The organism is Nocardia sp. bgisy134, from assembly GCF_057708325.1.
Genome location: NZ_JBYIRW010000006.1, coordinates 130614 through 151030 on the forward strand (window position 1 = coordinate 130614; position 20417 = coordinate 151030).

Consider the following 20417-nt stretch of genomic DNA (forward strand, 5'->3'; position numbering starts at 1 on the left):
CGCCCTACCCGGAAAGATGAAAGTTGCCGGAGGTGCCGTAGATGGCCAGCGAGATCAGCAGAGTCACCGTGACCACCGCGACCAGCGAGGCCCGCACCGCGTTGCCGACAGCCACACCCACGCCGACCGGTCCGCCCGCGGCGAAATAGCCGTAATAGGTGTGGATCATCATCACCGCGAGTGCCATGAAGATCGCCTGGGCGAAGGACCAGAGAATGTCGCTGGGGATGAGGAACGTCGAGAAGTAATGGTCGTAGACGCCCGCCGACTGCCCGTAGATCACCACGGTGGCGAACCGCGCCGCCACGAACGAGGCGATCACGGCCAGCGCGTAGAGCGGCACGATCGCGATCATCCCGGCCAGCACCCTGGTGCCGACGAGGAACGGCACCGGCCGGATCGCCATGGTCTCGAGCGCGTCGATCTCCTCCGAGACCCGCATGGCGCCGAGTTGCGCGGTGGACCCCGCGCCGATGGTCGCCGCAAGGCCGATGCCCGAGATCACCGGCGCCGCGATGCGCACGTTGATGAACGCGGAGAAGAAGCCGGTCAGCGCCTCGACGCCGATATTGCCCAGCGAGCTGTAGCCCTGCACAGCGATGGTGCCGCCCGCGAACAGCGTCAGGAAGCCGACGATCACCACCGTGCCGCCGATGACGGCGAGTGCGCCGGTGCCCATGCTGATCTCGGCGATCAGCCGGATGGTCTCGGTTCGGTAGTGGGTCAGGGCGCGCGGCATCGAGGCCAGCGCCTGCGCGTAGAACACGGCGTGCTTGCCCACCGAGTCCAGCGAGTCCGACATCCGGCGCGCCCGCCGCACCGTGCGGGGAAACCGGGACTGGATCACGAAGGCCATCGCGTCACCGCACCGTGAACTTGATGCCGACGGCGGTGACCACCACGTTCACCACGAACAGGGCCATGAAGGCGAAGACGACGGTCTGATTCACCGCATCACCGACACTCTTGGGACCGCCTTTGACGTTCAGGCCGAGGTAACAGGCCACCAGTCCGGCGATCAGCCCGAACAATCCGGCCTTCACTTCGGAGATGATCAGCTCGGGCAGATGGGTGAGCAGCGTGATGCCGTTGACGAAGGCGCCCGGGTTCACGTCCTGCAGATAGACCGAGAACAGGAAGCCGCCGACGATGCCGATCGTGCACACCAGGCTGTTGAGCATGAGCGCGACGAACATCGAGGCCAGCACCCGCGGCACCACCAGCCGCTGCACGGGGTTGATGCCGAGGACGCGCATCGCGTCGATCTCTTCTCGGATGGTGCGCGCGCCCAGGTCCGCGCAGATCGCGGTGGCGCCGGCGCCCGCGACGATGAGCACGGTGACGATCGGTCCGACCTGGGTGACCGAGCCGAAAGCCGCGCCCGCACCACTGAGGTCGGCCGCGCCGATCTCGCGCAAAAGAATGTTCAGCGTGAAGCTCACCAAGACGGTGAACGGGATCGCGACCAGCAGGGTCGGCACGATGGACACGCGCGCGATGAACCAGGACTGATCGATGAACTCACGCGCTTGAAAGGGCCTGCGGACGCTCGCGCGGGCTACCTCGGCGGTGAGTTCGAAGAACCCACCGACGGCCCGCAACGGGACAGCAAGGACCTCGTTCATCCGCGATCCTCCTAGCTCAACTGCACGTACTGCTCATGGCGCGACACGGCACCATGGCCGCGTCGCCGGATTGATTAGAACATGTTCACATGGTCGCCGTGCCGTTTTCGTCACATTTGAACTGCACGTTTTCTAGATGACGGACCTCGAATATGAAACGTGTGTCATACGTAGGCGGTGACGCCTTTGTGAGGCGTCACACACCGGTCACCCATGTCTACCAAGTGCTGGACTCATGATCAACAGCTGGACAGTTGATCAGTTAATCATCGACGACCGAGGCGATCGCCCGGCGATCAGCCGAGTTCGGTCACCGAGGAAGCCGAGAAGGTCTGCCCGGCCGGGCGCTCGGCGAAGTAACCGGAGAGCGTGGCCGCGAGGTCGGCGGAGTCCCACGCCGCCCCGGCGGCGTCGAAGCGCCGCTCGACGACGGGCGCGGCCATCAGCGCCACCATCGGTCCGTAGACCACGAACAACTGCCCGTTGACCGAATCGGCCGCGGGCGAGGCGAGGTAGGCGACCAGACGCGCCACATGATCGGGCGAGAGTGGATCGATTCCGGCTTCGGGGGCCGCACTGAACACGGCTTCGGTCATCGCCGTCCGCGCACGGGGCGCGATCGCGTTGGCCCGCACGCCGTAGCGCGAGAGCGCACGCGCGGCCGAGAGGGTAAGGGCGGTGATGCCCGCCTTGGCCGCACCGTAGTTGGCCTGCCCCTCCGGGCCGAGCAGACCCGCCTCGGAGGAAGTGTTGATCAGGCGGCCGTAGACCGGCGCGCCCGCCTCCTTCGACTTGACACGCCAGTAGGCGGCGGCATTGCGGGACAAGAGGAAATGCCCGCGCAGGTGCACCGCGAGCACCGCGTCGAAGTCCTCGTCGGACATGTTGAACAGCATGCGGTCACGCGTGATGCCCGCGTTGTTGACCACGACGTCCACGCTGCCGAACGCCTCGTTGGCGGTGCGAATCAGCGCGTCGGCCGTGGCGCGCTCCGCGATACTGCCCGCGACGAACTCCGCCTTGGCTCCCAGCGCCCGGATCTCGGCCAGCGTCTCGGCGACCGCGTCGGATTCCGCGAGGTCGTTGACCACCACCGACGCGCCCGCGCCCGCCAGTGCGAGCGCCTCGGCCTTGCCGAGTCCCGCGCCCGCGCCGGTCACGATCGCCACACGGCCCGCCAAGCTCAGATCAGTTTCGTTCACCGGCCCGACTTTAGAACGTGTTCCAACCTACTGGCAAGAAACTTTCACAGAAGCTTCAGCGCGGCTTTCGGGCACTGCGCCACCGCATCCTCGACATCGCCGAGGCGGTCGTCGGGCACCTCGGCGGTCAGGATGTGCAGCTGGTCCTCGTCATCGAGTTCGAACACGTCGGGGGCGATTCCGACACAGATTCCGTTCGCCTCGCACAGATCCCGATCGACACTGACCTTCATGGAAACTCCTTATCTGCGACTCATCTCAAAGCCTACAAGCCTGCGCGGTCACACGCGCCGCCATCGGCCGGATTCCTGGGCAATACTGGAACATGTTTCAGTCGATATGCAATCATCGGGACAAGCGAATCTAACGACATGAGGTTTTGCCATGCGCATTGCGTACACGCCGCAGCAAGAAGAGCTCCGCGCCGAGTTGCGCGACTACTTCGCTCGGCTGATCACACCGGAGCGCCGGGCCGCGCTGAGCGCGACGACCGGTGAGTACGGGCACGGCAATGTCTACCGCGAGGTCGTCCAGGAGATGGGTCGCGACGGCTGGCTGACGCTGGCCTGGCCCAAGGAGTACGGCGGCCAGGACCGGCCGACCATGGACCAGCTGATCTTCACCGACGAGGCCGCCATCGCCGGCGCGCCCGTGCCGTTCCTGACCATCAACTCGGTGGCTCCGACGATCATGCACTACGGCAGCGAGGAACAGAAGAAGTTCTTCCTGCCCAAGATCGCCGCGGGCGAGCTGCACTTCTCCATCGGCTACTCCGAGCCGGGCGCGGGCACCGACCTGGCCAGCCTGCGCACCTCCGCGGTGCGCGACGGCGACGAGTACGTGATCAACGGCCAGAAGATGTGGACCAGCCTGATCGCCTACGCCGACTACGTCTGGCTCGCGGTGCGCACCGACCCGACCGCCAAGAAGCACAAGGGCATCAGCATGCTCATCGTGCCGACCACGGCCGAGGGCTTCTCCTGGACGCCGGTGCACACGATGGCGGGGCCGGACACCAGCGCCACCTACTACCAGGACGTGCGCGTGCCGGTGAGCTCGCTGGTCGGCCAGGAGAACGGCGGCTGGGCGCTGATCACCAACCAGCTCAACCACGAACGCGTCGCGCTCACCTCGGCGGGCCCGCTGACGGTCGCACTGAACCAGACCGTCGAGTGGGCCCGCACCACCAAGGCGGGGGACGGCTCGCGCGTCATCGACAAGGAATGGGTGCAGCTGAACCTGGCCAAGGTGCACGCCAAGGTCGAATACCTCAAGCTGCTGAACTGGGAGATCGCCAGCCGCGCCGACGCGGGCGGCGACGCGGCGCCGCGCCCGTGGGACGCCTCGACCTGCAAGGTCTACGGCACCGAGCTGGCCACCGAGGCGTACCGGCTGCTGATGGAAGTGCTCGGCCCGCAGGCCTATCTGCGCCAGGACTCGCCCGGCGCCGAACTGCGCGGACGCCTGGAGCGTTTCCACCGGGCCGCGCTGATCCTGACCTTCGGCGGCGGCACCAACGAGGTGCAGCGCGACATCATCGCCATGACCGCCCTCCGCCAGCCTGCCGCGGCGCGCTGAGCAGAAAGCAGAGAGACCACCATGGATTTCACCCCCACCGAAGCCCAGCTCGACCTGGCCCGCCTGACCGGCGAGGTGTGCGGCAAGCTCGTCACCGCCGACCGGTTGCGCGCACTCGACGTGGCGGGCCGGTTCGACGAGCCGCTGTGGAAGTCGTTGGCCGAGACCGGCGTGCTGGCCGCGGCGCTGCCGGAGAACGTCGGCGGCAGCGGCCTCGACGCGCTCGAGCAGACCGCGGTGCTGCGCGAACTCGGCAAGTCGGTCGCCGCGGTGCCGTACCTGTGGTCGATCGTGGTCGGCGCGGGCGCGCTGGCGCGGTTCGGTTCCGAGGAACAGCGCGCGCTGGCGACGCGGGCGGGCGAGGGCGGCGCGATCCTCACCGCGGCACTGGCCGAGGAGCACAACTACGAGCCCGCCAAGCCGACCACCGTCGCCCGCGAGAGCGGAGGCGCCTGGCGGTTGACCGGCGCCAAGACCACGGTGCCCTACGCCGACCGCGCCGCGCGAATCCTGGTGCCCGCCACGGTCTCCGGGGTGCCCGCGGTCTTCCTCGTCGACCCCGCCGACGCGTCGGTGCAGGTCACCGCGCAGCAGGTGGTCGACCTCAGCGCGGAATTCGGCGTCGAATTCACCGACACCCCGGCCGAATTGGTCGGCACGGTGGAGGGCGGCGCGGATCTGCTGGACTGGATCCTCACCCGCGCCTGGCTCGGGCTCAGCGCCCAGCAGCTCGGCACCGTCGAGAAGGCGCTCGACCTGGTGGCCGACTACGCCCGCGAGCGCGAGCAGTTCGGCAAGGCCGTCGGCAGCTTCCAGGCCGTCGCACAGCGCCTGGCCGACGCCTACATCGACGTCCAGGGCCTGCGCCTCGCGGTCACCCAGGCCGCCTGGCGGCTGGCCGAGGACCTGCCCGCCGCCGAGGCCGTGCACACCGCCAAGTTCTGGGCCGCCGACGCGGGCCACCGCGTCGCCCACACCGTCGTGCACGTGCACGGCGGCGTCGGCATCGACCGCGACCACATCGTGCACAACTACTTCACCGCCGCCAAGCACAACGAATTCGCCCTCGGCGCAGGCACCGACCACCTCCGCGCCCTCGGCGCCCTCCTCGCCAACCCATCCTGATCCGAACCACCCTGACATCGGCCCGTCGGCACAACCGACGGGCCGATCGCCGTTTCGGGCCGAGAGCCTTCGAGCGCGGGTGCTACACGGCGGGTGGGGTGGAGGTCAGGTAGCGCTGGAGGGTGGGGGCGATGTCGGCTATGAGCTGGGGTGGGGTCATGGCGACGACCGGGGGGATTTGTAGGACGTAGCGGCACAGGGCCAGGCCGAGGAGTTGGGTGACGATGAGGCCACCGCGGCGGGGGGCGTCGGCCGGGTCGCCGAAGCGCAGCACCGCGGGCAGTACCTGTTCGGCGAAGATCACGCGGAAGCGGTCGGAGACGGCGTCGTCGGTGATGGACGAGCGAAGCAGGATCAACAGGACGGTGTTCTGCCGATCCTCCCAGATCGCGAGGAAGCGGCGGATCAGCAACTCGCCCAGCGTGTCCGGCTCGGCGGCGGCCAGATCGGGCAGCTCCAGATCGATGTCGACGGCCGCCGCGAACAGGCCGTCCTTGCTGCCGAAATAGCGCATCACCATGGACGGATCGATGGCGGCGTCGGCGGCGATGGCGCGAATGGTGGCCTTGCGGAACCCTTCGGCGGCGAACCGCGCCCGCGCTGCGTCGAGGATCGCGGCGCGGGTCGCGTCGGAGCGACGGGCAGGGGCGTGATCGGACGACTCTGTCATGCCAACAATTGTAGGCCAACAACTGTTGACATCTGCGCGCGTACCGATCTATCGTTATGACAACAAGCGTTGGCCTACAGATGTTGACCTAGGAGCCACCATGAATGCCCCGCTCCCCCGCACCACCTCCGTACTCGTCGTCGGCGCCGGACCCGCCGGACTCACCGCCGCCATCACCCTCGCGGACGCGGGCGTCGACGTCGTCGTGCTGGACCGGCTCGCCGAGGGCGCCAACACTTCCCGCGCCGCCGTCGTGCACGCCCGCACCCTCGAGGTGCTCGCCGAGCTCGGCATCGCCGACGAACTGATCCTGCGCGGCATCCAGGTTCCGCGTTTCACCGTGCACGACGGCGCGCGCACCCTCGCGACCATCCACTTCGGCAAGCTCCCGACCCCGTACCCGTACACCCTGATGACCCCGCAGGACACCACCGAGGCGGTGCTCCTCGAGCGCCTGCACAAGGCGGGCGGGCAGGTGCACCGGCCGTACGTGGTCACCCGGGTGGTGCAGGAAAACGACGGCGTCACCGTCGAATACACCGACGCCGAGGACACCACGGGCACGATCCGCGCCGACTACGTGATCGGCGCCGACGGCATGCACAGCACCGTGCGCGAACAGGCGGGCATCGGCTTCACCGGCGACACCTACCCGGCCTCGTTCGTCCTGGCCGACGTCCGCATGGCCTGGCCGATCGCCAGGGACGAAGTGGCGCTGCACCTTTCGCCGGAGGGCGTCACGGTGGTCGCGCCGCTGCCCGACGACGCCGAACCCGATCGCTACCGGGTGGTCGCCACCGTGGCCGAAGCGCCCGAACACCCCACCGCCGAGGACATCCAGGCGATCCTCGACGCCCGCGGCCCCGGCGGCGACGTGCGGGTGCGAGAAGTGCTCTGGAGCTCGCGATTCCGCGTGCACCACCGGGTCGCCGACCGCTACCGCGCGGGTCGCGTCCTACTGGCGGGCGACGCCGCGCACGTGCACAGCCCGGCGGGCGGGCAAGGCATGAACACCGGTATCCAGGACGCGGCCGCCCTCGGCCCGTTGCTCGCGCGGGTGCTGGCCGGCGAGCCGCAGACCCTCCTGGACGAGTACGAGGCCACCCGCCGTCCGGTCGCCGTGGAAGTGGTGGCGTTCACCGACCGCATGACGAAGATGGCCACGCTGCGCCCCCGCCTCGCCAGGCTCGCGCGCAACACCGCGCTTTCGACGCTGAGCCGAATCCCCGCGATTCGCACCCGGCTCGCCTTCCGCTTGGCCGAGCTGACGAACCGCTGACCGAAAGACGCACTCGGGCCTCGATATTCGGCACACGGCAAAGGGCCGCCGCGATGATCGCGGCGGCCCCTTCCTGCCCTCGTGACTACTTGGCGCTCGCCTCGGCCTGCTCGTCCGCCGGGCGCTCCTCGGTCTGAGCCTTCGCCCAGCGGTAGTCCGGCTTACCCGCGGGCGAACGCTTGATCTCCTCGACGAACCAGAGGCTGCGCGGCAGCTTGTACGGCGCGATCTCCTTGGTCAGCACCGGACGCAGGTCCTCCAGGGTGGGCCGGTTGTCGCCGCGACACTGCACCACCGCGACGACGCGCTGACCCCAGCGCTCGTCGTCGACGCCGACCACCAGCGCGTCGAAGATCTCGGGGTGCGATTTCAGCGCGCCCTCGACCTCCTCCGGGAAGATCTTCTCGCCGCCGCTGTTGATGCTGACCGAACCGCGGCCGAGCATCGTGACGGTGCCGTCTTCCTCGACCCGCGCGTAATCGCCGGGGATCGAGTAGCGAGTTCCGTTGAACTCCTTGAACGTCGCGGCCGTCTTGGCCTCGTCCTTGTAGTAGCCGAGCGGAATGTGCCCCTTGCGCGCGAGGATGCCGATCTGGCCGGATCCGGCCGCCACCGGATTGCCCTGCTCGTCGAGCACCTCGGTGGAGGCGTCGATCTTCACCCGCGGCCCGCCGGTGTGCGCCGCGCCCTTCGCGACCATGCTCAACCCGCCGAAACCGGTCTCGGACGACCCGATCGAGTCGGTGATCATCCGGTTCGGCAGCAGATCGAGCAGCTTCTCCTTGATGGCGGGCGAGAACAGCGCCGCGCTACTGGCGATCGCGAACAGCGTCGAGAGATCGTAGGGCGCATCGGTTTCCGGGTTGCCCTCGATCAGCGCGTCCAGCATCGGCCTGGCCATGGCGTCGCCGGTGATGAAGATGAGGTTGATGCCGTGGCGGTCGATGTGCTGCCACACGCCGTGCCCGGTGAACTCGGGGATCATCACGGTCTTGCCGCCGCCGAACAGGCTCTGGAAGGTGGCCCACTGGGAGCCGCCGTGGATCATCGGCGGGATCGGGAACCGGGTCATCGGCGGGTTGGCCGCGCCCAGCTTCGCCAGATCCCATTCGTCGGCGACGTATTCGCCGGTGAGGAAGTTGATGCCGCCGCCGAGCACGCGCCACACGTCCTCCTGCCGCCACATCACGCCCTTGGGCATGCCGGTGGTGCCGCCGGTGTAGAGCATGTACAGGTCGTCCGGGGAGCGTTCGCCGAAATCGCGCGCGCCGGAGGACTGCGCGAGGGCCGCTTCGTATTCCACCGAATCCGCTGCGGTGGGGATGGCGCCGGTCGTATCGTCGTCCACAACGATGACGGTGCGCAGTTGCGAGATCGCGGGCCGGACCGCGGCCACCTTGTCGCTGTAGCGGCGCTCGTGAATCAGCGCGACCATGTCCGAATTGTCGAAGATGTATTGCAACTCGTTCTCGACGTATCGGTAGTTCACGTTGATCATCACGGCCCGCGCTTTGAACACCGCGACCATGGCCTCGGCGGCCTCGATGGTGTTGCGCGAGTAGATGCCCACCTTGTCGCCCGGCTGTACGCCTTGTTCCAGCAGGTAGTGCGCCAATTTGTTGGCGCGCTCCTCCAGCTGTGCATAGGTCACCTCACGGCCGTCGTCGGCCAGCGCGACGCGATCGGGCATGAGGTCGATGGCATGTTCGACGAGGTCGGCTATGTTGTGGCTCACACGCTAAAAATAGAACGTGTTACTGTTCTTGACAAGGCTCGAAAGTCAGGAGATCAGCAATGCCGCACTGCCTCGTCGAGAAGCGCGATCACGTTCTCATCGTCACCATGAACCGGCCGGAGGCCCGCAACGCGCTGTCGGCCGAAATGATGGCGATCATGCGCGACGCCTGGGACCAGGTGGACAGCGATCCGGACATCCGGGTGGCGATCCTGACCGGCGCGGGCGGCGCTTTCTGCGCGGGCGCGGACCTCAAGGCGATGACCACTCAGCACCCCGGCGATTCGTTCAAGGGGGGCGGCTGGGACCTGTCCAAGATCGAGGCGCTGCTCAAGGGCCGCAGGCTCACCAAGCCGCTGATCGCGGCGGTCGAGGGCCCGGCCATCGCGGGCGGCACCGAGATCCTCCAGGGCACCGACATCCGCGTGGCGGGCCAGAGCGCGAAGTTCGGTGTGTCCGAGGCGCGCTGGGGCCTGTTCCCGCTCGGTGGCTCCGCGGTGCGCCTGGTGCGCCAGATTCCTTACACCGTCGCCGCCGACATCCTGCTCACCGGCAGGCACGTCACCGCGGCGGAGGCCAAGGAGATCGGCCTGATCGGGCACGTCGTCCCGGACGGCACGGCGCTGGACAAGGCGCTCGAACTGGCCGACCTGATCGCGGCCAACGGCCCGCTCGCGGTGCAGGCGATTCTGCGCACCATCCGCGACACCGAGGCCATGCACGAGGAAGAGGCCTTCAAGATCGACGCCCAGCTCGGCGCCGAGGTCTTCAAGTCGGCCGACGCCAAGGAAGGGCCGAAGGCCTTCGCGGAGAAGCGCAAGCCCACTTTCACCGGTCGGTGAGCGAATACGGCTCGGCCCCCGGCGCGTTCGCGCACGGGGGCCGCGTTGTGTTCCTGCGTCAGTTGGCGCCCGGGTAGTCCATCCAGAACGGCTCCCACTGGTGGCCGTCGGGGTCGATGAAGGTACGGCCGTGCATACCGACCTCGGCCTCCTGGGCGCGCTTCTCCTCGTTGACTTCCTCGGTCGCGCCCGCGGCCACCGCGGCCTCGGTCAGCTGGTCGACCTCCTGCGCGCTGGACAGCGAGAGGGCGTAGCCTGCGGCCGCCGTCGAGACGGTGTCCGCGATCGGGCGCGTGCTGAAGGTCTTGAAGTATTCCCTGGTCAGCAGCATCAGACAGATGTTGTCGTCGATGACTATGCAGGAGGCGTTCACGTCGGTGAAGTCCTGGTTCACCTTCCAGCCCAGTGCCTCGTAGAAGGCCTTCGACCGGTCCAGGTCGGTGACCGGAAGATTGATGAAGATCATCTTGCTGCTCATGTTCTCGTCCTCTCGGGGCGCATCGGCGTGTTCACACATAGAGACGGACCCCGCGGCGCGAACTCATCGCAGCGGCGATCTGTGATCGTCGTCACTCGAATTTCGCCGATCTTGGTCGGCCCGCGACCTGGTTTTCGGGCCTGTTTTGTGTCAGTGGGCTGTGGCATGGTGGCACCCATGAGCGACTCGTCGAGCCCGTCCACCACCCTCTCCCCCGACGTACTCGCGTCGTTCGAGAGCCACCGGCGGGAGCTGTGCGCCTACGCGTACCGCATGCTCGGTTCCTCCTTCGAGGCCGAGGACGCGGTGCAGGAGACTTTCACCAGGGCGTGGAAGTCCTATGACTCCTTCGAGGGCCGGGCCAGCCTGCGGTCCTGGCTGTACCGCATCGCCACCAACGTCTGCCTGGACATGCTCGACGGTCCGCAGCGCCGGGCAAGGCCGATGGATCTGTCCGGCCCGGGTAGGCCGGATTCGCCGCTGCCCGCGCCGCAGCCGGACTACGTCTGGATCGAGCCGATCCCGAATGCCCTTGCCTTCGGGGCGGATCCGGCCGAACACGCGGCCACCAAGGACACCCTGCGCCTGGCCTTCGTCGCGGCATGTCAGCATCTGCCCGCGACCCAGCGCGCCATCCTGATCATGCGCGAGGTGCTGCGCTTCTCGGCGAACGAGACCGCCGAGGCGCTGACCATGTCACCCGCGTCGGTGAACAGCGCCTTGCAGCGCGCCAGGGCCACCATGTCCAAGGTGCAGCCGACCAGCACCGACGGCTACGACGAATCCGACGACAATCAGCGCAAACTGATCGATGACTTCGTCGCCGCCTTCGAGGCCTACGACATGGACACGCTCACCACCCTGCTGAAAGCCGATGTGGCACTGTCCATGCCGCCCTTCGAGCTGTGGATCTCCGGCCCGGACAACGTGGCCGCGTTCATGCTCGGCACCGGCAGCGCCTGCGAGGGATCCCGGATGGTCCGGCTGGAAGGCGCGAACGGGTTGCCGGCTTTCGGCCACTACAAGCCGACCGAGGAGCCGGGCGTCTTCGTGCCGTGGTCGATCACGGTGCTGGAACTGGACGGCGACACGATCGCGGGACTGAACTTCTTCCTGGACACGGAGCGGCTGTTCCCGATGTTCGGGTTGCCGATGGAGTTGCGCGAAGCTGTTGCGTGAGGGGGTTTGCCAAGGGTTGGGTTTCGCCGGTCGACAGTTGGGTTCCGGTGGATGCCCAGGGTCGGGCGGTGGGACCGGCGGCCGGGTTCCACGTTGTCGGCACGTTAGTCGAACGGCCGATCGCGCGACGTGAACCCAGGTTGAGCTGGTCCAATTAGCTTGCCTACCAACGTTTGCCTCGAAGCGGTGCTGGGCACGTCGAGTGCCGTACCCGACGATCCGCCCGGACCAACCCACTACGTACGCGAACCGAACGCGCCCGAAGGCCACCTACCACGTACGCGGGCCAACGAAGCGCCCCGAAACAACCCGACGGCGTACGCGAACCAGCGACGCGCCCGAAGGCCATCTACCGCCTAGGCAAGCCAACGACGCACCGCGAAGACCAACCCCGCCACCGGCGCGAGCCAACGACATCCGCCCGAAGGCACAATCGCACCTACACAACCCAACGACGCGCGCCCCGAACCCCTACGACGCCGACACGTACCTGTCCCGCAACTTCCGCTTGTACAACTTCCCATTCGGGTCGCGGGGCAGCTCCGGCAGGTAGTCGATCGAGCGCGGCATCTTGTACTTCGCCAATCGCGTTGCGGCGAAGGCGAGTATGTCGGCGGTGAGCGCTTCGCTGGGCTCCACGCCGTCCACCGGCTGGACCACGGCCTTCACCTCCTGACCCCAATCCGGGTGCGGGATACCGAAGACCGCGACGTCGGCGACCTTCGGGTGGGTGATGAGCACGCCCTCGATCTCGGCGGGGTAGATGTTCACGCCGCCGGAGAGGATCAGGTCCGAGCGGCGGTCGCACAGGTAGAGGTAGCCGTCCTCGTCGAGATAGCCGATGTCGCCGACGGTGAACAGATCGCCGACCCTGGCGTCGTCGGTCTTGGCCTTGTCGTGGTGGTATTCGAAGCTCGACGCGCCCATCTTCATGTACACCAGGCCGGTCTCACCCACGGGGACCTCGCTGCCGTCCTCCTCGCTGAGCACCTTGATCACCGACCACGGCCACGCCTTGCCGACCGAGCCGGGCTTGCGCAGCCAGTCGGCGCCGTTGATCACCGTGCCGCCGCCCTCGGTCGCCGCGTAGTACTCGGTGACCGTCGGGCCCCACCACTCCAGCATCTGGCGCTTGGTCTCCTGTGGACACGGCGCCGCACCGTGCACCATGCTGCGCAGCGAGGACACGTCGTACTTCGCGCGCACCGCCTCCGGCAGCGCAAGCAGTCGGTGGAATTGGGTGGGCACCATGTGACTGTGGGTGACCCGGTACTTGTCGATCAGGCGCAGCATCTCCTCGGCTTCCCACTTGTCCATGAGAACGAGCTTGTGCCCCAATTGGATCGAAATGGTCGCGAAGTTCAGCACCGCGGTGTGATACAGCGGCGACCCGCAGATGTGCACGTGATCGTCGTAGGGCGCCAGCTCGAACAAGCCGAAGAAGGCGTTGGTGTGCGGCGGGACCACGTCGGGATCGGCGCCGGTCAATGGACGCCGAACTCCCTTGGGACGCCCCGTGGTTCCCGAGGTGTAGAGCATCGGCGCGCCCGTACTGCGCTCGGACGGACGACCGGTGTCGGCCGCGCCGAGCCAGGCCACCGACTTGAAGCCCTCGATCTCACCGACCGAAAAGCGCGCCGTCGGAGGCAGACCCGCCTCGTCGGCGGCGGCCTTCGCGGCGGCGGCGAACCGGTCGCTCGCGAAGAACGCCTTCGCCTCGCTGTCCTGGAGGATGTAGGCCACCTCGGGGCCGGTGAGATGCCAGTTCACCGCCACGATGTAGAGCCCCGACTGGTAGGCCGCGAAGTAGGCGGCGACCGCCTCGACGCAGTTGTGCACCATGCTCACCAGCACGTCGCCCGTCCGCAGGCCGAGGGCGCGCAGCCCGGTGGCGTAGCGGTCGGCGAGCGTGGCCAGTTCGTGATAGGTCACCTCGCGGCCCGAGGGATCGACCATGGCGATCCGATCGGGTTCGGCTTTCGCGATGTTCCACAGGCCGAGAATGTTCACCGACTCCTGCGCAGGGGGATTGTGCGGAGGCGGAGCGGACGGGGCGGGTGAGGCAGTCACCCCATTGAATTTAGAACGCGTTCTACTGATCGACAAGGGGTGCGAGCCGGTGCAATTGCTCGATATCCGGAACCGACACGAGCATCATGGTGACGCCCGCGGCCTCCCAGACCTTCAATTGCTCACGCACATGACCTTCGTCACCGATGATGGCGGTGTCCAGGATCAGCTCGTCCGGGACCACGGCCGCCGCCTCGGCCTTCTTGCCCGCCTGGAACAGCCTGCCGATCTCGTCGACCTCGCGCTCGTAGCCCATCCGCCGGTAGACCTGGGCATGAAAGTTCAGCTCCGGCGCACCCATGCCGCCGATGTAGAGCGCCATGATCCAGCGCATCCGTTCCAGCTCGGCGCCGGGGTCGTCGGTGATCACCACCTGGCAGCTGGCCGCGATCTCGAAGTCCTCGCGCGATCGGCGCGCGCCCACCCTGGCGAAGCCTTCGTCGAGCCAGTCGTTGTACATGTTCGCCAACCGCGGCGCGTAGTAGATCGCCAGCCAGCCGTCGGCGATCTCGGCGGTGAGCGCCACGTTCTTCGGACCTTCCGCGCCCAGCCAGATCGGCAAATCCGCACGTAGCGGGTGCACGATCGGCTTGAGCGGCTTACCGAGCCCGGTCGCGCCCGGCCCGGTGTACGGCAGCGGGTAGTGCGGTCCGTCGCTGGTCACCGGCGCCTCGCGCGCGAGGATGCGGCGGATGATGCCGACGTACTCGCGGGTGCGCTGCAAGGGTTTGGCGAACGGCTGCCCGTACCAGCCCTCCACCACCTGCGGACCGGATACCCCGAGCCCGAGGATCGCACGACCGCCGCTGAGGTGATCGAGGGTCAGCGCGTGCATCGCGGTCGCGGCGGGCGTGCGCGCCGACATCTGCACCACCGAGGTCCCCAGCCGAACCCGCTCGGTCGACGAACCCCACCAGGTGAGCGGACCGAAGGCGTCCGAGCCCCACGATTCGGCGGCGAAGACGGCGTCGAAGCCCGCCTTCTCGGCCGCCACGACCAACTCCCCCGCGTTCCGCGGCGGCTGCGCCATCCAATATCCGAGTTGCAATCCGAACTTCATGGTCGTCCCTTTCCTTGGCAACTTTTACGCGCACGGCCGGAGCGAAGGCGGAGGCACGCCCTTGCCACCAGAATAAGAACCTGTTCTACTCGATAGCGTGACTAAGGGGAATACCGCGTCCGGCGTATTCACGGGTGGGGGCCCGACGAGATGAGCACCGCCGCGAGCTGGGCGGGACGAACCCGGCCCACCGCGTGGCGCGAGGACGGCCGCCGGAACCGCGGCGGGTGATGAAGAGCTGAGAGAAGGTCGGAATTGGACACCAGCACGGCACCCGATGTGCTGAGCGCCCCGCTGCGGGCGCGATTCGACTACACACGGTCGGTGGGACCGACCATCGGCAGATTCCTGACCGGTCTGCGGAGCCGCAGGGTGGTCGGCGTGCGCGGGTCCGACGGCCGGGTTCTGGTGCCGCCGCCCGAGTACGACCCGGTGACCAGCCAGCCGCTGACCGAGTTCGTCGACGTCGCCGACACCGGCACGGTCGCCTCCTGGACCTGGGTGCACGAGCCGCTGCCCGGCCAGCCCTTCGACCGGCCGTTCGCCTGGGCGCTGATCCAGCTGGACGGCGCGGACACCAGCATGCTGCACGCCGTCGACGTCACCGCGCCGGACGAGATGCGGACCGGCATGCGAGTGCGGGCGCGGTGGGCCGCACAGACCGAAGGCAGCATCAAGGACATCGTCTGCTTCGAGCCGGGCGAGCAGTCCACCGCCGAGCCCGCCACCGAAAGCGGCGAGCCGGTCACGATGATCGTCACGCCGATCGATCTGTCCTACAAGCACACCGCTTCCCCGCAGGAGACCGTCTACCTGCGCGGACTCGCCGAGGGCAAGCTGATCGGCGCGCGCACCGACGCCGCGGGCAAGGTGTACTTCCCGCCGCGCGGGGCCAACCCGACCGACGGCAGGCCGACCGACGATTACATCGAACTCTCCGATCACGGCACGGTCACCACGTTCTGCATTGTGAACGTTCCGTTCCTCGGACAGCGCATCAAACCGCCGTACGTCGCGGCCTATGTGCTGCTGGACGGCGCCGACATTCCGGTACTGCATCTCGTACTCGGCTGCGACGCAAGCGAAGTGCGGATGGGCATGCGCGTGAAAGCGGTGTGGAAGCCGCGCGAGGAGTGGGGTCACGGTCTGGAGAACGTCGACCACTTCGAGCCGAGCGGCGAGCCGGACGCCGACTACGAGACCTACAAGCACCACCTGTGAGAGGCGCTTACGTTGACTGACAACGCCACCGACATCGCGGTCGTGGGCTTCGCCCACGCACCGCACGTGCCGGAGACCTTCGGCACCACCAACGGTGTCGAGATGCTGGTGCCCTGCTTCCAGCAGCTCTACTCCGATCTGGGCATCACCAAGTCCGATATCGATTTCTGGTGCTCGGGCTCCTCCGATTACCTTGCCGGACGCGCCTTCTCGTTCATCTCGGCGATCGACGCCATCGGCGCCGTGCCGCCGATCAACGAGTCGCACGTCGAGATGGACGCCGCGTGGGCGCTGTACGAGGCGTTCGTGAAGCTGAAGTCGGGGCAGGCGCGCACCGCGCTGGTCTACGGATTCGGCAAGTCGTCCGCGGGCACACTGCGCCAGGTGCTCACCATGCAGCTCGACCCCTACCTGGTCGCTCCCCTGTGGCCGGACGCGCTGTCCATCGCCGGTCTCCAAGCGCGGGCCGGACTCGACGCGGGCCGCTGGACCGAGCGCGATATGGCCGCGGTGGCGGCGGGCGCTTCCGGTGACGTCGAAAGCTTGCTCGCCACACCGTATGTGGCCGATCCGCTGCGCGCCCACGACTGCGCGCCGATCACCGACGGCGCGGCCGCCATCGTGCTCGCGGTCGGCGATCGCGCCCGCGAGCTGTGCGAGCGGCCCGCCTGGATCACCGGCATGGCGCACCGCGTCGACACCCCGGTGCTCGGCGCTCGCGATCTCACCGCCTCGCCCTCGACTTCCGCTGCGGCACAGGCGGTTACCGGCGGCGACCTGAGCGGCTTCGACATCGCCGAACTGCACGCGCCGTTCAGCCACCAGCAGCTGATCCTCGCCGAGGCCATCGGGCTGAAGCCGGAGACCACCTTGAATCCGTCGGGTGGCGCACTGGCCGCCAACCCGATGTTCGCGGCGGGCTTGGAGCGCATCGGTTTCGCGGCCGAAGCCATCATGGCGGGCACCGCGAACCGCGCGCTCGCCCACGCCACCAGCGGCCCCGCGCTGCAACAGAATCTTGTGACCGTTTTGGAGGGGCAGGTATGAGCGAACGAAGTGAGCGAATCATGTGCCAGCGCGCCACGCGCATGCCGGAGCCGAGCGCCAGCGAGGTGCAGGCATGAGCGAACGAAGTGAGCGAATCATGTGCCAGCGCGCCACGCGCATGCCGGCGCCGAGCGCCAGCGAGGTGCAGGCATGAGCGAACGAAGTGAGCGAATCATGTGCCAGCGCGCCACGCGCATGCCGGCGCCGAGCGCCAGCGAGGTGCAGGCATGAGCGTTCCGGCCGCGGTGCTCGGCACCGGACAAACCCATCACGTGACGAAACGAACCGACGTCTCGATGTCGGGCATGTGCCGCGAAGCAATCGATCGCGCGCTCGCCGACGCCGGGCTCACCATCGCCGATATCGATGCGGTGGTGGTCGGTAAGGCGCCGGACCTGTTCGAGGGCGTCATGATGCCCGAACTGCATATGGCCGACGCGCTCGGCGCGACCGGGAAGCCGCTGCTGCGCGTGCACACCGCAGGCTCGGTGGGCGGTTCCACCGGCGTGGTGGCCGCCAACCTGGTGCAGGCTGGCGTGCACAAGCGGGTGCTCGCGGTGGCGTGGGAGAAGCAGTCGGAGTCGAATGCCATGTGGGCGTTGTCGATTCCGGTGCCGTTCACCATGCCGGTCGGCGCGGGCGCGGGCGGCTACTTCGCCCCGCACGTGCGTTCCTACATCCGCAGGTCCAATGCGCCGTCCCACATCGGTGCGATGGTCGCGGTGAAGGATCGGCGCAATGGCGCCAAGAACCCGCTCGCCCACCTCCAGCAGCCCGACATCACGCTGGAATCGGTGCTCGCCTCGCAGATGCTGTGGGATCCGATCCGCTTCGACGAGACCTGCCCGTCCTCGGACGGCGCGTGCGCGATCGTGCTCGGCGACGCCGAGGCGGCCGCGGCGGTGGAAGCCGAGGGCAAGAAGGTGGCGTGGGTGCACGGCACCGCGATGCGCACCGAGCCGACCACTTTCGCCGGGCGCGACCAGGTCAACCCGCAGGCGGGCCAGGACGCGGCTGCCGCGCTGTGGAAGGCGGCGGGCATCACCGATCCGCTCGAGGAGATCGATGCCGCCGAGATCTACGTGCCGTTCTCCTGGTTCGAGCCGATGTGGCTGGAGAACCTCGGTTTCGCCGCGCCGGGCGACGGCTGGAAGCTCACGGAGAAGGGCGAGACCGAGATCGGCGGACGCATCCCGGTGAACCCGTCGGGTGGCGTGCTGTCCTCCAACCCGATCGGGGCTTCCGGCCTCATCCGGTTCGCGGAGGCGGCCAAGCAGGTGATGGGACGGGCAGGCGACTACCAGGTCGACGGCGCGCGCAAGGCCATGGGCCATGCGTACGGCGGTGGATCCCAGTACTTCTCGATGTGGGTTGTCGGCGCGGAAAAGCCTCGCTGACGCTCGGCTTACTCCGCACCGACCGACGTTGGAGGTCGATCGGGGGCGCTTCGCTTCCCCGATCGACGGATACCTGCCATCAGATACGGAGCTCCTATGACCACCACTACCGAGCATCCCGCCCGCCTCGCCGGACTCGCATCCCAGGCCGCGGTGCGGGCACGGGACAAGGACGCGTGGCTGGATCTGTTCGCCGCCGACGGGATCGTCGAAGATCCCATCGGCCCTTCGGGTTTCGACCCCGAGGGCAAGGGTCACCGCGGCCGTGACGCCATCGCGGCGTTCTGGGACAAGGCGATCGCGCAGACCGAATCGATCGAGTTCCTCTTCGACGATTCCTTCGCCTGTGGCAAGGAGGTGGCCTTCACCGGCACCATCCGCACCCGCATCGGCGGGCATCAGATCGACGCCGAGGGCGTGTTCACCTACAAGGTCGACGACGCGGGCAAGATCGCCGCCCTGCGCGCGTTCTGGGAGGTCGACCGGGCGATCGCGACTACCCGGCGCGTCGACTGATACCGGCTGCCCCTGCTCTCGGGCAGCAGACGAAAGGGCCCTCGAACCGGCTGGGTACTCCGGTTCGAGGGCCCTTTTCGCTCGGTCAGTGCGCGACCGGGCAGCCGCCCTTGGTCTTGTAGTCGACCGGGAATTCCTTGATACCGTTCAGCCACCCGGACCGCAGGCGCTTGGCGTCGCCGAACTTCGTCATATCGGGCAGGTGGTCGGCGATCGCGTTGAAGATCAGATCGATCTCCAGACGGGCCAGGTTCGCGCCGATGCAGAAGTGCGCGCCGGTGCCGCCGAAGGACAGGTGCTGGTTGTCCTTGCGGGTGATGTCGAACTTCTCCGGGTTCTCGAAGACGTCCTCGTCGAAGTTGGCCGAGCGGTACAGCATCACCAGCCGCTGCCCCTTCTTGATCTGCACGCCGCCGAGCTCGGTGTCCTCCAGCGCGGTGCGCTGGAAGGAGGTGACCGGAGTCGCCCAGCGGATGATCTCGTCGGCCGCGGTGGCCGGGCGCTCCTTCTTGAACAGCTCCCACTGGTCGGGGTTGTCCAGGAAGGCCATCATGCCGTGGGTGATGGCGTTGCGGGTGGTCTCGTTGCCTGCGACCGCGAGCATGATGACGAAGAAGCCGAACTCCTCCTCGCTGAGCTTGTCACCGTCGATATCGGCCTCGATCAGCGTGGTCACGATGTCGTCGGCGGGACATGCCTTGCGGGCGGCGGCCATCTGGTAGGCGTAGCCGAGGATCTCGGCGGACGCGGCCACCGGGTCGGCGTCGTTCTCCGGGTCGTCGTAGCCGGTCATCTGGTTGGACCAGGTGAAGACCTTCATCCGGTCTTCCTGCGGAACGCCGATCAGCTCGGCGATCGCTTGCAGCGGCAGCTCGCACGCGACCTGGGTGACGAAATCGCCCGCTCCCGATTCGGCCGCGCTCTTCACGATCTCCTCGGCCCGCGCCGAGAGTTCGGCGCGCAGGCCGTTGATGGCGCGCGGGGTGAAGCCGCGCGAGATGATCTTGCGAAGCTTGGTGTGCTCGGGCGCGTCCATGTTGAGCAGCACGATGCGCTGGAGTTCGATCTGCTCGCGGGTGATGTCGTCGTTGAAGCGCGGGATCGCGGTGTTCTCGAAGCTGGAGAACACCTCGCTGCGCCGCGACACCTCCTTGACGTCGGCGTGCTTGCTCACCACCCAGAAACCCTCGTCCTGGAAGCCACCGGTCTCGGGCGACTGCGGGTTCCACCAGATCGGCGCGGTGCGGCGCAGTTCGGCGAATTCTTCGACCGGAACTCGCTCGGCGTAGATGTCCGGGTCCGTGACGTCGAACCCTTCCGGCAGATTCGGGCGGGCGTTCCGAGTCTCAACCACCAGATGTCTCCTTCGACAAACTGAAACACGTTCTACAAT

General features: G+C 67.7%; 19 protein-coding genes. 9 read left to right on the plus strand and 10 right to left on the minus strand.

Annotated elements, in window-relative coordinates:
• Positions 1–4: 4 nt before the first annotated feature.
• The 4 genes from AC3ERS_RS13190 to AC3ERS_RS13205 form a co-directional block, all read right to left on the minus strand.
• A complete protein-coding gene (locus tag AC3ERS_RS13190) occupies positions 5–856 on the minus strand; it encodes an MlaE family ABC transporter permease (RefSeq protein ID WP_431967059.1) in 852 nt (283 codons plus the stop codon).
• Between the two features lie 4 nt (positions 857–860).
• A complete protein-coding gene (locus AC3ERS_RS13195; RefSeq protein ID WP_431967061.1) occupies positions 861–1625 on the minus strand; it encodes an MlaE family ABC transporter permease in 765 nt (254 codons plus the stop codon).
• Positions 1626–1921: 296 nt separating this feature from the next.
• On the minus strand, positions 1922–2827 hold the full coding sequence (locus tag AC3ERS_RS13200) for a 3-oxoacyl-ACP reductase (RefSeq protein ID WP_431967063.1): 906 nt from the start codon (positions 2825–2827) through the stop codon (positions 1922–1924).
• 44 nt (positions 2828–2871) lie between these two features.
• Entirely contained in the window at positions 2872–3060 is a 189-nt protein-coding gene (locus AC3ERS_RS13205) for a ferredoxin (protein WP_068055768.1), read from the minus strand.
• A gap of 151 nt (positions 3061–3211) precedes the next feature.
• Between AC3ERS_RS13205 and AC3ERS_RS13210 the strand changes: the two genes are divergently transcribed.
• Together AC3ERS_RS13210 and AC3ERS_RS13215 are read left to right on the plus strand one after the other, a co-directional pair.
• Positions 3212–4405 carry an acyl-CoA dehydrogenase family protein gene (locus AC3ERS_RS13210; RefSeq protein WP_431967066.1) on the plus strand — a complete coding sequence of 398 codons (1194 nt, stop codon included), beginning with the start codon at positions 3212–3214 and terminating at the stop codon, positions 4403–4405.
• A 21-nt stretch (positions 4406–4426) separates the two neighbouring features.
• Positions 4427–5530: an acyl-CoA dehydrogenase family protein gene (locus AC3ERS_RS13215; RefSeq protein WP_431967068.1), complete on the plus strand. Its 1104-nt coding sequence runs from the start codon at positions 4427–4429 to the stop codon at positions 5528–5530.
• 82 nt (positions 5531–5612) lie between these two features.
• Here AC3ERS_RS13215 and AC3ERS_RS13220 read toward each other — a convergent pair whose 3' ends face one another.
• Positions 5613–6200 carry a TetR/AcrR family transcriptional regulator gene (locus AC3ERS_RS13220; RefSeq protein ID WP_431967070.1) on the minus strand — a complete coding sequence of 196 codons (588 nt, stop codon included), beginning with the start codon at positions 6198–6200 and terminating at the stop codon, positions 5613–5615.
• Between the two features lie 100 nt (positions 6201–6300).
• Here AC3ERS_RS13220 and AC3ERS_RS13225 point away from each other — a divergent pair, with 100 nt between their 5' ends.
• Positions 6301–7479 (plus strand): FAD-dependent monooxygenase, encoded by a 1179-nt coding sequence (locus tag AC3ERS_RS13225; protein WP_431967072.1) that lies wholly within the window; start codon positions 6301–6303, stop codon positions 7477–7479.
• Positions 7480–7564: 85 nt separating this feature from the next.
• Here the strand turns inward: AC3ERS_RS13225 and AC3ERS_RS13230 are convergent, their stop codons facing one another.
• Positions 7565–9214, minus strand: a complete 1650-nt coding sequence (locus tag AC3ERS_RS13230; protein ID WP_431967074.1) for an acyl-CoA synthetase — start codon at positions 9212–9214, stop codon at positions 7565–7567.
• A gap of 59 nt (positions 9215–9273) precedes the next feature.
• Here AC3ERS_RS13230 and AC3ERS_RS13235 point away from each other — a divergent pair, with 59 nt between their 5' ends.
• The gene (locus tag AC3ERS_RS13235) at positions 9274–10056 is read left to right on the plus strand and encodes a crotonase/enoyl-CoA hydratase family protein (RefSeq protein ID WP_431967076.1); all 783 of its coding nucleotides are present in this window, start codon (positions 9274–9276) and stop codon (positions 10054–10056) included.
• Between the two features lie 58 nt (positions 10057–10114).
• Here the strand turns inward: AC3ERS_RS13235 and AC3ERS_RS13240 are convergent, their stop codons facing one another.
• A complete protein-coding gene (locus tag AC3ERS_RS13240) occupies positions 10115–10534 on the minus strand; it encodes a VOC family protein (protein WP_431967078.1) in 420 nt (139 codons plus the stop codon).
• A gap of 177 nt (positions 10535–10711) precedes the next feature.
• Between AC3ERS_RS13240 and AC3ERS_RS13245 the strand changes: the two genes are divergently transcribed.
• Positions 10712–11713, plus strand: a complete 1002-nt coding sequence (locus AC3ERS_RS13245; RefSeq protein WP_431967080.1) for a sigma-70 family RNA polymerase sigma factor — start codon at positions 10712–10714, stop codon at positions 11711–11713.
• A 471-nt stretch (positions 11714–12184) separates the two neighbouring features.
• Here AC3ERS_RS13245 and AC3ERS_RS13250 read toward each other — a convergent pair whose 3' ends face one another.
• Positions 12185–13783 (minus strand): acyl-CoA synthetase, encoded by a 1599-nt coding sequence (locus AC3ERS_RS13250; RefSeq protein ID WP_431967082.1) that lies wholly within the window; start codon positions 13781–13783, stop codon positions 12185–12187.
• A 22-nt stretch (positions 13784–13805) separates the two neighbouring features.
• Positions 13806–14843: an LLM class F420-dependent oxidoreductase gene (locus tag AC3ERS_RS13255; protein WP_431967084.1), complete on the minus strand. Its 1038-nt coding sequence runs from the start codon at positions 14841–14843 to the stop codon at positions 13806–13808.
• 255 nt (positions 14844–15098) lie between these two features.
• On the opposite strand from AC3ERS_RS13255, the gene AC3ERS_RS13260 reads away from it, so the two are divergent.
• The 4 genes from AC3ERS_RS13260 (at position 15099) to AC3ERS_RS13275 (ending at position 19024) form a co-directional block, all read left to right on the plus strand.
• The gene (locus AC3ERS_RS13260) at positions 15099–16064 is read left to right on the plus strand and encodes a Zn-ribbon domain-containing OB-fold protein (RefSeq protein ID WP_431967086.1); all 966 of its coding nucleotides are present in this window, start codon (positions 15099–15101) and stop codon (positions 16062–16064) included.
• Between the two features lie 12 nt (positions 16065–16076).
• Positions 16077–17111 carry a thiolase domain-containing protein gene (locus AC3ERS_RS13265; protein WP_431967088.1) on the plus strand — a complete coding sequence of 345 codons (1035 nt, stop codon included), beginning with the start codon at positions 16077–16079 and terminating at the stop codon, positions 17109–17111.
• A 227-nt stretch (positions 17112–17338) separates the two neighbouring features.
• The gene (locus AC3ERS_RS13270; protein WP_431967090.1) at positions 17339–18508 is read left to right on the plus strand and encodes a thiolase domain-containing protein; all 1170 of its coding nucleotides are present in this window, start codon (positions 17339–17341) and stop codon (positions 18506–18508) included.
• A gap of 96 nt (positions 18509–18604) precedes the next feature.
• Positions 18605–19024 carry a nuclear transport factor 2 family protein gene (locus AC3ERS_RS13275; RefSeq protein ID WP_431967092.1) on the plus strand — a complete coding sequence of 140 codons (420 nt, stop codon included), beginning with the start codon at positions 18605–18607 and terminating at the stop codon, positions 19022–19024.
• 85 nt (positions 19025–19109) lie between these two features.
• Here AC3ERS_RS13275 and AC3ERS_RS13280 read toward each other — a convergent pair whose 3' ends face one another.
• Positions 19110–20378, minus strand: a complete 1269-nt coding sequence (locus AC3ERS_RS13280) for a cytochrome P450 (protein ID WP_431967094.1) — start codon at positions 20376–20378, stop codon at positions 19110–19112.
• Positions 20379–20417: the final 39 nt, after the last annotated feature.

Coding starts and splice junctions, on each gene's coding strand:
- AC3ERS_RS13190 (WP_431967059.1), bottom strand. CDS start 856: ATGGCCTTCGTGATCCAGTCCCGGTTTCCCCGCACGGTGCGGCGGGCG.
- AC3ERS_RS13195 (WP_431967061.1), bottom strand. CDS start 1,625: ATGAACGAGGTCCTTGCTGTCCCGTTGCGGGCCGTCGGTGGGTTCTTC.
- AC3ERS_RS13205 (WP_068055768.1), bottom strand. CDS start 3,060: ATGAAGGTCAGTGTCGATCGGGATCTGTGCGAGGCGAACGGAATCTGT.
- AC3ERS_RS13210 (WP_431967066.1), top strand. CDS start 3,212: ATGCGCATTGCGTACACGCCGCAGCAAGAAGAGCTCCGCGCCGAGTTG.
- AC3ERS_RS13215 (WP_431967068.1), top strand. CDS start 4,427: ATGGATTTCACCCCCACCGAAGCCCAGCTCGACCTGGCCCGCCTGACC.
- AC3ERS_RS13220 (WP_431967070.1), bottom strand. CDS start 6,200: ATGACAGAGTCGTCCGATCACGCCCCTGCCCGTCGCTCCGACGCGACC.
- AC3ERS_RS13225 (WP_431967072.1), top strand. CDS start 6,301: ATGAATGCCCCGCTCCCCCGCACCACCTCCGTACTCGTCGTCGGCGCC.
- AC3ERS_RS13235 (WP_431967076.1), top strand. CDS start 9,274: ATGCCGCACTGCCTCGTCGAGAAGCGCGATCACGTTCTCATCGTCACC.
- AC3ERS_RS13240 (WP_431967078.1), bottom strand. CDS start 10,534: ATGAGCAGCAAGATGATCTTCATCAATCTTCCGGTCACCGACCTGGAC.
- AC3ERS_RS13245 (WP_431967080.1), top strand. CDS start 10,712: ATGAGCGACTCGTCGAGCCCGTCCACCACCCTCTCCCCCGACGTACTC.
- AC3ERS_RS13255 (WP_431967084.1), bottom strand. CDS start 14,843: ATGAAGTTCGGATTGCAACTCGGATATTGGATGGCGCAGCCGCCGCGG.
- AC3ERS_RS13270 (WP_431967090.1), top strand. CDS start 17,339: ATGAGCGTTCCGGCCGCGGTGCTCGGCACCGGACAAACCCATCACGTG.
- AC3ERS_RS13275 (WP_431967092.1), top strand. CDS start 18,605: ATGACCACCACTACCGAGCATCCCGCCCGCCTCGCCGGACTCGCATCC.